Origin of the sequence: Aeromonas sp. QDB56 (assembly GCF_027705505.1) — a bacterium.
In the GTDB taxonomy this organism is placed as follows: domain Bacteria; phylum Pseudomonadota; class Gammaproteobacteria; order Enterobacterales; family Aeromonadaceae; genus Aeromonas; species Aeromonas caviae.
The window spans coordinates 1-13,810 of record NZ_JAPDBZ010000106.1; the positions used below are offsets into that span (position 1 = coordinate 1).

At 64.1% G+C, this 13,810-nt stretch carries 11 protein-coding genes; 4 read left to right on the forward strand and 7 right to left on the reverse strand.

Going from position 1 to position 13,810, the window contains the following annotated elements:
- Positions 1-193: 193 nt before the first annotated feature.
- The 4 genes from glpC to OKB81_RS15105 form a co-directional block, all read right to left on the reverse strand.
- The gene (glpC, locus tag OKB81_RS15090) at positions 194-1,396 is read right to left on the reverse strand and encodes an anaerobic glycerol-3-phosphate dehydrogenase subunit GlpC (RefSeq protein WP_052815435.1); all 1,203 of its coding nucleotides are present in this window, start codon (positions 1,394-1,396) and stop codon (positions 194-196) included.
- 51 nt (positions 1,397-1,447) lie between these two features.
- The gene (gene glpB, locus OKB81_RS15095) at positions 1,448-2,728 is read right to left on the reverse strand and encodes a glycerol-3-phosphate dehydrogenase subunit GlpB (protein WP_160838854.1); all 1,281 of its coding nucleotides are present in this window, start codon (positions 2,726-2,728) and stop codon (positions 1,448-1,450) included.
- Positions 2,718-4,397, reverse strand: coding sequence for an anaerobic glycerol-3-phosphate dehydrogenase subunit A (gene glpA / locus OKB81_RS15100; RefSeq protein WP_069785654.1), 1,680 nt, complete (start codon positions 4,395-4,397; stop codon positions 2,718-2,720). The genes glpB and glpA overlap by 11 nt, the downstream gene beginning before the upstream one ends.
- 221 nt (positions 4,398-4,618) lie before the next feature.
- Entirely contained in the window at positions 4,619-5,074 is a 456-nt protein-coding gene (locus OKB81_RS15105; RefSeq protein WP_080989954.1) for a YchJ family protein, read from the reverse strand.
- A gap of 128 nt (positions 5,075-5,202) precedes the next feature.
- Here OKB81_RS15105 and OKB81_RS15110 point away from each other — a divergent pair, with 128 nt between their 5' ends.
- The 4 genes from OKB81_RS15110 to OKB81_RS15125 all read left to right on the forward strand — a co-directional run bounded on the left by OKB81_RS15110 (position 5,203) and on the right by OKB81_RS15125 (position 10,432).
- Positions 5,203-6,870: a methyl-accepting chemotaxis protein gene (locus OKB81_RS15110; RefSeq protein ID WP_010674921.1), complete on the forward strand. Its 1,668-nt coding sequence runs from the start codon at positions 5,203-5,205 to the stop codon at positions 6,868-6,870.
- A 104-nt stretch (positions 6,871-6,974) separates the two neighbouring features.
- Positions 6,975-8,186 carry an ROK family transcriptional regulator gene (locus tag OKB81_RS15115; protein ID WP_029314606.1) on the forward strand — a complete coding sequence of 404 codons (1,212 nt, stop codon included), beginning with the start codon at positions 6,975-6,977 and terminating at the stop codon, positions 8,184-8,186.
- Positions 8,183-9,766 carry an ATP-binding protein gene (locus OKB81_RS15120; protein ID WP_043155894.1) on the forward strand — a complete coding sequence of 528 codons (1,584 nt, stop codon included), beginning with the start codon at positions 8,183-8,185 and terminating at the stop codon, positions 9,764-9,766. The genes OKB81_RS15115 and OKB81_RS15120 overlap by 4 nt, the downstream gene beginning before the upstream one ends.
- On the forward strand, positions 9,767-10,432 hold the full coding sequence (locus OKB81_RS15125) for a response regulator (RefSeq protein ID WP_010674918.1): 666 nt from the start codon (positions 9,767-9,769) through the stop codon (positions 10,430-10,432).
- A gap of 137 nt (positions 10,433-10,569) precedes the next feature.
- On the opposite strand, the gene OKB81_RS15130 is transcribed toward OKB81_RS15125, so the two are convergent.
- Genes OKB81_RS15130 through OKB81_RS15140 form a run of 3 tightly spaced genes read right to left on the reverse strand, consistent with a single transcriptional unit; the run spans position 10,570 to position 13,593 of the window.
- On the reverse strand, positions 10,570-12,099 hold the full coding sequence (locus OKB81_RS15130; protein ID WP_103261919.1) for a tripartite tricarboxylate transporter permease: 1,530 nt from the start codon (positions 12,097-12,099) through the stop codon (positions 10,570-10,572).
- Between the two features lie 9 nt (positions 12,100-12,108).
- Positions 12,109-12,570: a tripartite tricarboxylate transporter TctB family protein gene (locus OKB81_RS15135; protein WP_114523133.1), complete on the reverse strand. Its 462-nt coding sequence runs from the start codon at positions 12,568-12,570 to the stop codon at positions 12,109-12,111.
- Positions 12,571-12,627: 57 nt separating this feature from the next.
- Positions 12,628-13,593: a tripartite tricarboxylate transporter substrate binding protein gene (locus OKB81_RS15140; protein WP_160838858.1), complete on the reverse strand. Its 966-nt coding sequence runs from the start codon at positions 13,591-13,593 to the stop codon at positions 12,628-12,630.
- Positions 13,594-13,810 lie beyond the last annotated feature (217 nt).

Sequence of the window (13,810 nt, forward strand, 5' to 3'; positions counted from 1 at the left end):
CGTTCAGATCGTTTGCAATAGACATAAAAAATCCGGAACCAGTGATTGGTTCCGGATTGTCCTACAGCAGAAGGATCTGTCAATGGATCCTTAACTGATCAGCATTGCGGCGCTTGCCGGCTCTTTTTCCATCTGGTGTTTGCTTGTCGGCCTCTTTGCCGAGCGGGCCGTCTGGCCTAGCGTGGCAAGGGGATCAAGCCAGGGCCTGGGCCAGCAGGTGGATGGGGTGTTCGCAGCGGAACGCTGTGCTCATCTCGATCTGCCATTTGCAGGTTTCGCAGTCGGTGATGACCAGATCGGGCTTGAGTCGGTTTATCTGATCAAACAGCCCCTCGCCGATGGCCTGGCTGGTCTGGTAGTTCTCCGACTTGAAGCCGTAGGTACCGGCGATGCCGCAGCACTGGGAGTCCAGCACCGTCACCTTGACCCCTGGGATGGCGCGCAGCAGCTCCAGGGTATAGATGACCCCCCCCATCTTCTCCATGTGGCAGGGGGTGTGGTAGGCGATGTGCAGATTGAGCGGCTTCATCGCCGGCTTGTTGCCCTGGTAGAACTCGTTCCACAGGAAGCGGGTCACCAGCGAGATGCGATCGCGCACCTTGTGGTTGTCCTGCTCCAGCAGGTGGGGGTATTCGTCGCGCAGGGTGAAGCCGCAGGTGGAGGAGGTGGCTAGTAGCGGCATCTCGTTGCCGAGCAGGGTGTTCTCCAGCTGCTGGATGTTGAAGGCCGCCTGCTGCTTGGCCTTGTCCATGAAGCCGTTGGCAATCAGCGGCACGCCGCAGCACTTCTCCCGCTCCAGCAGCTGGACGCCGATGTTCATGGCGTTGAGCACCTGCACCAGCTCCTTGCCAAGTTGCGGGTGGTTGTAGTTGACGTAGCAGCCGTGGAAGTAGGCAATTTGGCGCGTAAAGCGGGCCTGACTCGCTTTCTGCTTTTTGTACCAGCCGCGGAAGGTGCCCTGGGAGTATTTGGGCAGGTCGCGGTGGGAGGAGACCCCCAGCGCCTTGTCCAGCACCAGCTTCATCGGCTTGAGGCCGGTGGTGAAGTTGACCACCGGGGCCATCAGGGTGGACATGCTGCCCATCAGGTCGGTGTGGGAGAGCACGAACTCGCGGATCCCCGGTTTGAAGCCGCTGTACTGGTGTTTGGCCTTGGCGATGATGTCGCCGATGCGCACCCCGCTCGGGCAGGCCACTTCGCAGCGCTTGCAGTTGGTGCAGTACTTGAGGGCGCTGTCAAAGAGCTCCGGGCTCTTGATGCGCAGCCGCTCCCCATCCGGGCCCGCCTGCTTGGGGCCTGGGTAGGCCGGGTTGGCCTTGGCCACCGGGCAGTAGGCGGTACAGACGGTGCATTTGATGCACTGATCGAAGGTTTGGTTGGCATGATCCAGTAGCATGTCAGTTCTCCTCCCGTTGGGTGTGAAGGCACGGGATATGGGACAAAATCGTCATTGGGCTGAACTCAAAATATGACCGGCAGCCTGCCAGCCGGTGGCAACGGCCACGCCTGAGCCTGACCCTTCTTTTATGGGGTCATAGTGCGCCAGCACGCTACCGGCGCCGTAGAGGTTGACGAGCGGTTTGCCGCCACGCAGCACTCTGAGCTTGTCGTCGGTCTTGACCCCGAAACCCATGAAGGGGTGGTAGTCGAACAGGCGGCGGCCGGCCCAGGCGTCGCGCTCGGGCAGGCTCAGCACGTCGGCGTTGAAGATGGGCTCACGAATGCCGCGCAGGCGCGACTCCAGCCCGCGGCTGAAGAAGCTGCCGGAGGCGAGTACAAAGTTATCCGCTTCAAAGAGTTGATCGTCGCCATTCTGGCTGTGCACGCCGATGACCCGATCGCCGTCGTAACGGGCGCCCAGCACCCGCTCGCTGGTGAGGAAGGTGCCGCCAAGGGCCATGAAGCGGCGCTTGAGGGCCTCCTGCATCCGCATGCCAATAAGCGACGGCGGCATGGTGGCAACCTCCTTGATGATGCAGCCGGTGCGCTGCTCCAGCTCCGTCAGGCGCGGGCCGACCAGCCCCAGCGACAGGCAGGCGGGCAGCACCAGGTGGCGGCAGCGCGGCTCACCGCTCTCCTGCACCATGCGGCTGATCTCGCGGGCTAGATCCGTCAGCAGGTCATGCTGGCCATTGCCCTGCTTGTCAAACAGGCGGGCGATGTCGGCGGAGCGAAACTCGTGGGGATTGCGGCTGAACTCGGCCAGCTGGGGCAGCCGAATTTCCCCGGTCAGGATGCGGCAGTGGGCGAAGCGCGCGTGGGTCGCGAGATTCGCTGCCGCGAGCTCGGGGTGAAAGTCGCGAAATCCCTCCAGGGTGGCCAGCAGGATGGCGTCGGGGGCCGGTGCATCGGTCACGCAGGCGCAGGTGTCGGGGGAGAGCCAGGTGGCTTTGAGGGTGCCGATGGGGGTCAGCCGCTGGTGGTTGCGCTCCTGGCGAAACAGCGGCAAGCCCTGGGCGGCGCAGTGGCGTTGCAGATCATCGAGGCTCGCCGCGATATGGGCCAGCCCCACCTTGCTGTAGGGATGCTCGGGGTTGGCGGCCATAAAGGCGGGCAGGGCGGCGCGGGGATCTCCCTCGCTCTCCAGCAGATCCACCGAGCCGGAGGAGAAGTGCAGGGCGCTCTGGCCGGAGGCCATCAGCAGGGTCTTCTGGCCGGCCTCGGCCAGGCGCAGGGCCGCGGAGAGGCCCGCCATGCCGCCGCCGATAGCGATGCTGTCAAATTTCATGGCTGCGCTCCTTGGTGGGATTGGCGGTGCTGGCGTCTTGCGGGAAGGGGGGCTCGGCCACCAGGTGGGGGGCCGTCCACTCGCCAAGGCCGAACAGCCCCTCGTAGATCCAGTAGGTAAATTCGGCTTCGCGCAGGGCATCGCCCCACAGCACGGGGCGGGTGCCCTTGTAGCGCTCCTCCAGGAACTGGCGCAGCATGACGCAAGCCTGGCGGCCGTCGGCCTTGCCGTACTCCTGCATCAGGCCGGCGGCGCGATAGGCGCACAGCTCCCCCTGACAGGGTCCCATGCCCAGACGAGTGCGGCGGCGCAGATCCACCAGGTTGTCCACATCCAGCTCGCGCAGGGCGTATTCGATTTCACCTGCGGTCACCATCTCGCATTCGCAGATGAGGGCGTTGGCCTTGGGATTGTCGCGGAAAAAGGCGATGACCCGCTCGCCGTGACGGTACTGGGCCGAGCCTTCAGCCGGGACCGAGAGACCGGGGGCGGAGACCTTCTCCGGATCCCGCGAGCCGGGCAGGCTCAGTTCAGCGGTGCGGCACGGTTTGCTGTTGCCAAGCTTCTTGGCAAGCAAGTCGGTGGCCCATTCTGCCATCAGCCGGTAGGTCATCAGCTTGCCGCCGGTGATGGTGTTGAAGCCCTTGAGCCCGTCGCGCTCGGCGTGATCCAGCAGCACTATGCCACGGCTGATGTTGCGGCCGGACTCGTCGCCATCCACCGCCACCAGCGGGCGAACCCCGGCATAGGCGCGCAGCAATCGGGTGCGGGCCATGATGGGGGCCAGTTTTATCCCTTCGCGCAGCAGCACTTCCACCTCTTCAGGCTCGACGGTGAGCTGGTCAATCTTGTGGTAATCGATGCGACTCGAGGTGGTGCCGATGAGGGAGATGGTATCGCCCGGCACCAGGATGTCCGCGTCCGCCGGTTTGCGGGCGCGGTTGAGCACCAGCTGGTTGATGCGGTAATCCATGATGAGCAGGGAGCCCTTGGCCGGGAACATGCGGATGCCGAGATCGGCGTACTCGCAGATCTGCTGGCCCCAGATGCCGGCGGCGTTGATCACCTCCTGGCACTCCACCTCGAACGCTTCGCCGGTGCGGGTGTTGATCGCCTTGACCCCGTGCACTCTGTCTTGGGTGCGCAGCAGCCCCAGCACCTTGCTGTGGGTGAAGATGCGGGCGCCGTGCTCCTTGGCATCCAGCACGTTGGCGGCAGCCAGACGGAAGGGGTCGACCGTGCCGTCCGGCACCTGAATGGCGCCGATCAGCGCCGGGTTGACGTTGGGTTCAAGGCGTAGCGCCTCGGCGGGATCCAGCTGGCGGGCGTCGATGCCCGCCAGGGCGCAGGCGTCCATGAAGGTATTTTGAAAATGGATGTCATCTTCCGGCAGGGTGATGAAGAGGCCGCCGGTGTCCTCGACGCAGTGGCTGGCGATCCGCTTGAGGATGCGGTTCTCCTGAATGCACTCGCGGGCGGACTCCTGATCCGTCACCGCGTAGCGGGCGCCGGAGTGAAGCAGGCCATGGTTGCGGCCCGTGGTGCCGGCGGCGATGTCGTCCCGCTCAAGCAGGATGCAGTCGATGCCGCGCAGTGCGCAATCGCGCATGATGCCGGCGCCGGTGGCGCCACCCCCTATGATGACGACTTGTGTGGTGATTCTTTTCATTCTTGCCCGTCTCATCTCTTCCAGATAAGGCCAGTGTGGCGCCTTCACGACGTAAAATGTTTGATATGGGCCAAATTAATGTTCGTAAACGCTCATTAAGTGTGAGGCGATGAGCGAAATGTGATGAACCTCACGTCACCGTCGAGGCGGGCAGGGGAAAGCATGACGGGAGGGGAGAAGGCCAGCCCGGGGGCTGGCCAGAGGGCGGCGTGGGGGAAACCTCAGCCGCAGCACTTCTTGAACTTCTTGCCGCTGCCACAGGGGCAGGGGTCGTTTCGCCCCACCCGCAGCGGCGCCGGATCCTGCTCGCCGTCGGTGTAGACCCAGCGCCCCTGATGGCGCACGAAGCGGGATCGCTCATGGAGGCAGTGACGTTCGTCCCCTTCCAGGAACCAGGCCTTGAATTCCACCATGCCGAGGGTGTCATCGGGGCCGCCCTGGCTGGTGAGGATCTCGAGGCCATCCCAGCGGGTGTCGGTCGATGAGAGGTCGGCCGCGGTCAGCCCGTTCAGATAGTCCGGGTGCCAGCTGTGTACCAGATATTCTCCCAATCCCAGCACGAAGGCGCTGTAGCGGGATCGCATCAGCTGCTCCGGGGTGGCGGCGGGCTGACCTGCGTGGAGTACACCGCAGCACTTGGCAAGAAAAAGAGAGGAACCGCAAGGACATAGGTTCATGAGTCAGCTCATCTGGTCGATAATTAAAGGTGGCGGGATTGTAGCGAACGCACTTCCCTTTCGGCCAGCTTCCCATGCCGTTTAGGCAGACATCATGCAGCAATGAACACAGCACAAAGGGTGACACAATGACACTTAAGCAGAAGATCCTGTTACTGGGGGCCATCCCCGTGCTGCTGATGGCCCTGGTGGTCAATCTCAGCAACTACCTGGTGGCCAGGAGCGATCTGGAATCGGATCTGGTGGTGGCGCGGGAGAGGGCAATCAAGGAGCGCAAGGCGCTGCTCAGCAGTTATCTGATGCTGGCCAAGACGGCCATCGAGGGCAGCTACGGCAAGCCTGACAGCCCCGAAGTGCGCCAGCAGGTGAAGGAGATATTGCGGCCGCTGCGCTATGGCAGCGACGGCTACTTCTTCGTCTACGACTATCAGGGCAATACCGTGCTGCTGCCGACCCGGCCCGAGATGGAGGGGAAGAACCGCTGGCAGGACAAGGATACCAAGGGTGCCTTCCTCATTCAGGGGATCATCAAGTCGGCGCGGGAAGGAGATGGCTTCTCGGAGTACTGGACCAACAAGCCCTCTATCGGGCGGGATGCCCCCAAGCTCTCCTTCAATCTGGTGCTCGACAAGTATCAGTGGGTCGTGGGCACGGGCTTCTACATCGACGACATCGACAATGAGCTGGCCACCCTGCGCAGCGAGCGGGAGGAGACCATGTATGGCTCCCTGAAAACCGGGGTGCTGTTCATCCTGGTGATCCTGGGGGTGACCCTGGCGGCCACCGTGGTGATCGGCAACCGGGTCACCCGCCCGCTGGCGGATGCGGTTGCCGCACTCAATGACATCGCCGACGGGGACGGGGATCTGACCCAGCGCCTCAAGGTGCAGAGCAAGGACGAGGTGGGGCAGCTGGCCGCCGCCTTCAACCGCTTCGTCGAGCGGATCCAGTCGGTGGTGAGCCAGGTGGGGGAGACCAGCCACCAGTTGCTGGGGGCCGTGGATCGGCTGCATAGCCTGAGCGAGCATGCGGACAGGCAGATGCAGGGCCATGGCAAGGAGACGGATCAGGTGGTGACCGCGGTGACCGAGATGAGCTCCACCGCCCAGGAGGTGGCGGCGAGCGCTTCCAACGCCGCCAGCGCCACCAGCGATGCGGCCCGCGAGTCCGATGCGGCCCGGGGGGTGGTGAACAGCGCCATCGGCAGCATCAACCGGCTGGTGGACGAAGTGCATGTGGCGGCCGGGGTCATCGAGCAGCTCGCCCACGAGACCGGCAAGATAGGCTCCGTGGTGGAGGTCATTCGCGGCATCGCCGATCAGACCAACCTGCTGGCCCTCAACGCCGCCATCGAGGCGGCCCGGGCGGGCGAGCAGGGGCGCGGCTTTGCGGTGGTGGCGGACGAGGTGCGATCCCTCGCGGGCCGTACCCAGCAGAGCACCAAAGAGATCAACGAGATGCTCCAGCGCCTGCAGGGCGGAGTGAAACAGGCGGTGGAGGTGATGCAGGCCAGCGAGGCACGCAGCCAGGAGACGGTGCAGGAGGCGAGCCACATCGCCAGCTCCCTGGACAGCATGGTGGCGGCGGTCGGCACCATCAACGACATGAACATCCAGATCGCCACGGCCGCCGAGGAGCAGCACGCGGTCTCCGAGGAGATCAACAAGAACCTGGTGGCCATCCAGCAGATCGTCAGCGAGCTGACCGAGGCGTCCGGGGAGTCCAGCACCACCACCCGCGCCCTGGCAGGCACGGGTGACAAATTGCGCCAACTCGTCTCCCGCTTCCGTTACTAATCACATTTTTGCCGTCTGGACAGGATTTCCAGACGGCAAATTTGGGGATCGGCGCAGAATGTGTGAAAATCGCGCCATTCGTTCCTTTCGTTAGCCCCAACCCTATGAATGAGATCGTGAAAGGCAGTATCGATTTGATCCGTCAGCTCAACTACGGCCTGGTCTATGCCAGCCTGGAGGAGCACAAGGAGCTGTCCCGTACCGATCTGTCCCGTCTGACCGGCCTGTCGCCGGCCAGCATCACCAAGATCACCCGCGAGCTGCTGGACGGCGGCCTGGTGGTCACCTGCGGCGAGAGCTCGGTGGGGCGTGGCCGTCGCCAGACCCTGCTGCGCATCAACGAGCGCCGCTTCCAGTTTCTCTCCATGCGCCTGGGGCGCGGCTATGTGGACATGGCCCTGTTCGATCTCGCGGGTCACTCCCTGGCACGCCATCGCCATGTCTTCAACGAGGCGGAGCGTGCCGAGCTGCTGGCCAGCCTGGTGCGGGCCATCGAGGGCTTTTTGCCCAAGAAGGCGCTGCGTCTGGCCTGCATCGCCCTCTGCCTGCCCGGCCAGGTGGAGCGCCACTCCGGCATGGTCAAGCATTTTCCCTATTACGATCTGCGCAACTGGCCCCTCGGTCCCACCCTGCAGGAAGCCTTCTCGGTACCCGTGCTGGTGAGCGGCGACGTGCGCACCTGGATCCAGGCCGAGCGGGAGTGGGGCGCCGCCAGGAACTGCTCGGATGCGGTGCTGGTGTTCGTGCACAACGACATCGGGGTCGGCATGGTGGTCAATGGCCAGCTCATCGAGAGCGAGTCGGCTCTGCTCGGGGATCTCAGCCACCTGCAGCTCGAACCCTATGGCCAGCGCTGCTACTGCGGTGGCTTCGGCTGCGCCTGCACCCTCGTGACCAATCAGGCGCTGGAGGCGCAATATCGGGAGCTGCGTGAACGGATGCAGGAGTTCGATCTGCCCGAAAGCGTCACCATCCGCGAGCTGTGCGAGTTGGCGCTGGCCGGCAACAGCCTGTGTCAGGACATCCTGCACCAGGCAGCAGGCCGCCTCTCCCGGGTACTGGCGAACCTCATCTGCCTGCTCAACCCGGGCAAGCTGCTGCTCGGGGGGGAGATCACCCGGGCCGATCGACTGCTCTTCCCCATGTTGCACCAGTCCCTGGCAAGCCAGTTGCCCGCCGAGTACCTGGTGCGCCTGCAGATTGAATCCACCCACTTCTACGAAGATCCCACCAAACCCACCTCGGTGCAGGTGCACAAGGCCCTGCGCGATGGCAGTCTGCTGCTCGACTTGTTGCGAGGCGACAAGGAGGCATGAGGCTCGGGTTGCAAGGACGCTTCCTGCTCATTCTCTGTCTGGTCAGTCTGTTGCAACTGGTGTTGCTGAGCGGGGCCAGCTACTACTATGTCGCCGAGCAGCGCTACCGTGAGGTGGGGGATCAGGCCCTGGATGTGGCACGGCTGGTGGCGCGGGAGTCCGGCGTCATCGCCGGGGTGAAGCGGGCGGATACGGTCCGCCTCAATGCCCTGGTGGAGCGGATCCGCGCCGAGGTCGGGGCCAGCTACATCGTCATCGGGGACAGGCAGGCACGCCGCCTGGTGCACCCCAATGCGGACCGGATTGGCAAAGCCATGGTGGGGGATGATCCCGAGCGTGCCCTGCAGGGAGAAGCCTATATCTCCAGGGCCCAAGGGTCCCTTGGGGTCTCGGTGCGCGGCAAGGGGCCCATCCGGGACGAGATGGGCAAGATCATCGGGGTGGTGTCGGTCGGCTATCTGGTGCGGGACATCGATGCGGATCTGCAGGGCTATTTGCGCTTTGGCCTGGCCATGACATTGCTCATTGTGGTACTCAACAGTGTCGCAGCCGCCTGGCTGGCCCGGCGCTACAAGAAGGCGATATTCGGCTTTGAACCCGAGCAGATGGGGCGACTCTATGCGGAGCTCGACTGTACCCTGCGCACGGTGCGCGAGGGGATCCTCACCATCGACGAGCAAGGGCGCCTCACCTCCCTGAACCCCAACGGCATCAAGCTGCTGCGCCTGGACGACACCACCGCCAGGAGCGCCATCGGCCAGCCCATTGGTCACCTGCTGCCGGGCAGTCGCATGCTCTCCATCCTGCAAGAGCAGACCCCCCAGTTTGACGAGGAGATAGTGCTCAACGGCCAGTCCCTCATCGTCAACCGCTTGCCGCTGGTGCGCGAGGGCAAGCTGATCGGCGCCGTGTCGAGTTTTCGCCGCAAGGACGAGCTGGCGGAACTCAGCGCCCAGCTCTCCCAGGTGCAGGCCTACAGCGATCTGCTGCGGGTGCAGACCCACGAGCACAACAACCAGCTCGGGACCATCGCCGGCCTCATTGAGCTCGGTGCTACCCGGGAGGCGCTCGCCTTCATCGGGCGGGAGGCGGCCACCGAGCAGACCCTGCTCGGCTTCCTGATGGGGGCCATCGCCAAACCCAAGGTGGCGGGGTTGCTGCTCGGCAAATACCACAGGGCCCACGAGCTCGGTCTTGAGCTCGTGATCGATCCCGATGCCCGTCTGCACGATATTCCTGCCCGTGTCAGCGGTTCCCAGCTGGTAACGGTGCTGGGCAACCTCATCGACAACGCCTTCGAGGCGACCCGCCGCCACGGTGCGCCCTATCAGCCCATCCGGGTTTCCCTGAGCGATCTGGGGCAGGATCTGGTGCTGGAGGTGGAGGATGGGGCTGGCGGTATCGACCCGCAGTTGGCGGACAGGTTGTTCGAACAGGGGGTCAGCAGCAAGCCCGAGCCAGGACACGGTATCGGGCTCTCCCTGGTGCGCAAGACCCTGGATGCCCTGCAGGGGGAGATCACCATCGAAGCCACGACGCAGGGAAGTTGCGTCGTCTGTTACATTCCCAAGGAGGTGTGAGTGATCAAGATCCTGATCGTCGAGGATGATCCCGCCATTGCCGAGATCCACCGCCGCTTCGTGCAGCGCCTCGCCGGTTTTGAGGTGCTGGGGGTGGCGTTGACCCTGTTCGATGCCAGGGAGCAGATAGGGATCCTCCGGCCCGATCTGGTGCTGCTGGATGTCTGGCTGCCCGATGGAGAGGGGTTCTCGCTATTGAGAGAGCTGCGCCAGGCGGGGGCGAGTCTGGATGTGATCCTGCTCACCGCGGCGCGGGAAGCCGCTGCCCTGCAGGAGGCGATGCGCCTCGGGGTGGTGGATTTCATCTTGAAGCCCGTGGTGTTCGAGCGCCTGCGCGACACCCTGGAGAAGTACCGTCAGAGCATCGCCGCCCTGGCGGCGTTGGCCGACATCGATCAGCAGGCGGTGGACACCCTGTTCGGTACGCCGTTGCAGCAGGTGGCGGCAGAGGGACTGCCCAAGGGCATCGATGCTCTCACCCTGCAGCGGGTGCTGACGGCCCTGACTCCGGAGGCCGCCAGTGCCGAGGAGATAGGCAGCCGTATAGGGGTGAGCCGGACCACGGCACGCCGCTATCTGGAATTTCTGGTGGGGCAGCAACTGGCGAGCCCCGAGCTCGAATATGGCACCGTCGGGCGGCCGGAGCGGCGTTACCGCAAGCCGTGATCCGATCGCCCGGAACCTGTTGTCCAGACAAGAAAAGAGCGCCTTTCGGCGCTCTTTTTATCAGGGTTTGCTTCCCGTGGGCATCAAGGTCTCTGCGCGTGATGGTCAGGGTTCAGAGGTGGCAGAGGCTCATCGATTCAGTGGCTGGTGGCAGGCTCCCCCTTGGGGGCCCGGCGAGCCTGCCACCACTGCCAGACGGGCAGCAGCAACATGGTCAGGGTGATCACCGTGAAGGCGAGGGTGATGGGGCGCTCCCACAGGAAGCTCAGGCTGCCGTCGTTGATCACCAGGGCCCGGCGCAGGTTGTCCTCCAGCATGCCCCCCAGGATGAAGCCGAGCAGCATGGGGGCCATGGGGAAGGTGAGCAGGCGCAGGCCGATGGCGATCAGTGCAACGATGGCCATCACATGGATGTCCATGGTGTTGAAGGAGACCAGATAGACCCCGGTCAGGGAGAACAGCAGCACCATGGGGATGAGCACGGGGCGCGGCACCGCCAGTACCCGGGCCAGGTAGGGGATGAGGGGGAGGTTCAGGATCAACAGCACCACGTTGCCCAGATACATGGAGATGATCACCGACCAGAAGACGTCCGGATGCTCCATGAATAGACGCGGGCCCGGCTGGATGCCGTAGGCCACCAGGGCGCCCAGGATGAGGGCCGTGGTGCCGGAGCCCGGGATCCCCAGGGTCAGCAGGGGCACGAAGGAGCCGGTGGAGGCGGCGTTGTTGGCCGCTTCCGGGGCGGCCAGACCGCGCAGGCTGCCCTTGCCGAACTGCTCCTGGCGCTGCTTGCCGGCGATGTTGCGCTCGGCGCCATAGGCCATGAAGGCGGCGATGGTGGCGCCGGCTCCCGGCAACACGCCGATGAGAAAGCCCAGCACCGAGGAGCGGGCGATGGGAGGCGCGATCTCCCTGACCTCTTCCTTGCTCAGCTTGAGGCTGCCGAGCTGCTGCATCTGCCTGGCCTCTTCCTCGCTGCTGTCCTTGCCGGGGCGCAGCACCGCCATCAGGATCTCCGCGAGGGCAAAGGTGGCCATGGCCAGCAGCAGGAAGGAGAAGCCGTCACGCAGGTCCGGCAGGCCGAAGGTAAACCTGTCTACTCCGACACTGCGGTCGATGCCGATGGTGGAGATCATGATGCCGAACAGCGCCATGATCAGCGCCTTGAGCACCTGCCCCTTGCCGGCAAAGGCCGCCACGGCGGAGAGGCCCAGCACCATGAGGGCGAAGTAATCCGCCGACTGGAAGGAGAGGGAGACCTTGGCGAGCAGGGGCGCCGCCACCATCAGCATAATGGCGGAGAGGGTGCCGCCGGTGAAGGAGGCGTAGGCGGCGATGGCCAGCGCCTTGCCCGCCTGTCCCTTGCAGGCCAGGGGATAGCCGTCGAAGGCGGTGACCACGGTGGCGGAGCAGCCGGGGGCGTTGATCAGGATGGAGGAGGTGGAGCCCCCGAAGATGGCGCCGTAATAGACCCCCGCCATCAAGATGATGCCGGAGGCCGGATCCAGGCCATAGGTGATGGGGATCATCAGGGCGATGGCAGTGACCGGGCCAAGGCCCGGCAACATGCCGATAAAGGTGCCGATGAAGCAGCCAAGCACCACCATCATCAGGTTGACCGGCAGCAGTGCGGTGCCGAGTCCTTGCAAGATTCCGTCTAACATGGTGACTCCTTAGAAACCGAGCAGGGTGAACAGGCGACCCGGCTCCAGATAGACGTTGAGCCCCTTGGTGAGCAGGGCCCAGAAGCCGATGGAGAAGGGGACGCTGATCATCAGGCCGTAGCGCAGGCTGGGCTCACCGAGCACCCGGATGCCCACGCTCAGGAAGGCGATGGTCGAGAGCACGAAGCCAAACCAGGTGAGCCCCAGTCCGTAGATGACCATGAGCCCGAGCAGGATGAAGACCCGGCGCCAGTCCCCCTCTTCCCGGCGCAGGGGCTCGCCCCCGGGGAAGAGCACCAGCAGCAGGGAGAGCAGCGCCCCGAGCCCGGCCAGGGCATAGGGCAGGGTGCTGGCGGTGAAGGGTTCGTATTCGTCGCCGGGGTAGCCCGGTATCTCGGTGGCGTAGTAGCCATAGGCGAGGGAGAGCAGCAGAAACAGCAGGCCCCCCAGTCGCTCCTTGGTAATGTTCATCTTTTGACTCCAACATGAGCGGCGGGCCTGCGCCCGCCTGCGATGGGACAGCGAGGGTTATTTGATGAAGCCGAGCTCGCGCATCAGGCCGCCGATCTGCTGCTCCTGGCCGTCAAGGAAGGCGGTGAACTCGGGACCGGACTGGTAGAGGTTGGTCCAGCTGTTGCGGCTGCGGACCACTTCCCACTCCGGCTTGTCGTACATCTGCTTGAGCAGGGCGGCAAACTCGGCGGATTTCTCCGGGCTGATGGTGGGGGAGGCGAAGTAACCGCGCCAGTTGGCGAAGACGGTGGGGTTGTTCTGCTCGCTGAAGGTGGGGATCTGCTCCGCCCCCGGCAGGCGTTTGTCGGAAGTGACCCCGAGGATCCGCATCTGGCCTGACTTGACCGCTTCCATCGCCTCGCCAAAGCCGGTGGAGATGGCCTGGGTCTCTCCGGCCAGCACGGCGGCCATGGCGCTGCCGCCGGCATCGTAGGCGACGTAGCGCAGTTTGCTGGCGTCGGCGCCGGCATTCTTGAAGGTCAGGGCGGCGACCAGGTGATCCAGGCTGCCACGGGCGGAACCCCCGGCAATCTTCACCTTGGCCGGGTTCTCCTCGTAGGCGGCCAGCAGCTGGGCCCAGTTCTGATAGGGGGAGTCCGCCTTCACCGCCAGCGCCTGGTAGTCGGCGATGATGGCGGCCACCGGCGTCAGATCACGGAAGGACTGGGGCAGCTCCTTGGAGAGGGATTTGACGATGATGGGGGTGGAGTTGACCATCAGAGTCTTGTCGGACTGGGCCGAGGTCTCGATGAGGTGGGCGATGGCCTTGGCGCCGCCACCGGTGGACATGTTCTGGTAGGAGACGGTCTTGACCAGACCGGACTTGGCCAGCACTTCACCGGTGCCGCGGGCCGTGGTATCCCAGCCGCCGCCAGCGCCGCCCGGGATCAGGAAGTGGACTTCGTTGATCTGGGCGTGGGCGCCGACGCTCAGTGCGAGCAGACTACCGATCAGGGTACGCTTGAAGGTTGCTTGCAACATGGTGCTCTCCTTGTGATTGTTGCAAGAAGGTTAATTAATCATGTCTGACTGGAAAACAATCTGACCGTAATGGCTATTCATGTACAGGATCTTTAGCGCCAACCAATTGAAATAGATATAAAAAAGGCTTCGTTTGTGATCTAATTTTATCGCCAAACAAAATCAACACGCGCGAAGCCTATGACCATTATTAATGCTAATCACTATCTGGAGCAAC

Excerpts from the sequence above, each read along its gene's own strand:
- glpC (WP_052815435.1), bottom strand. The coding sequence starts at position 1,396 with ATGCTACTGGATCATGCCAACCAAACCTTCGATCAGTGCATCAAATGC.
- glpB (WP_160838854.1), bottom strand. The coding sequence starts at position 2,728 with ATGAAATTTGACAGCATCGCTATCGGCGGCGGCATGGCGGGCCTCTCC.
- glpA (WP_069785654.1), bottom strand. The coding sequence starts at position 4,397 with ATGAAAAGAATCACCACACAAGTCGTCATCATAGGGGGTGGCGCCACC.
- OKB81_RS15105 (WP_080989954.1), bottom strand. The coding sequence starts at position 5,074 with ATGAACCTATGTCCTTGCGGTTCCTCTCTTTTTCTTGCCAAGTGCTGC.
- OKB81_RS15110 (WP_010674921.1), top strand. The coding sequence starts at position 5,203 with ATGACACTTAAGCAGAAGATCCTGTTACTGGGGGCCATCCCCGTGCTG.
- OKB81_RS15115 (WP_029314606.1), top strand. The coding sequence starts at position 6,975 with ATGAATGAGATCGTGAAAGGCAGTATCGATTTGATCCGTCAGCTCAAC.
- OKB81_RS15120 (WP_043155894.1), top strand. The coding sequence starts at position 8,183 with ATGAGGCTCGGGTTGCAAGGACGCTTCCTGCTCATTCTCTGTCTGGTC.
- OKB81_RS15130 (WP_103261919.1), bottom strand. The coding sequence starts at position 12,099 with ATGTTAGACGGAATCTTGCAAGGACTCGGCACCGCACTGCTGCCGGTC.
- OKB81_RS15135 (WP_114523133.1), bottom strand. The coding sequence starts at position 12,570 with ATGAACATTACCAAGGAGCGACTGGGGGGCCTGCTGTTTCTGCTGCTC.
- OKB81_RS15140 (WP_160838858.1), bottom strand. The coding sequence starts at position 13,593 with ATGTTGCAAGCAACCTTCAAGCGTACCCTGATCGGTAGTCTGCTCGCA.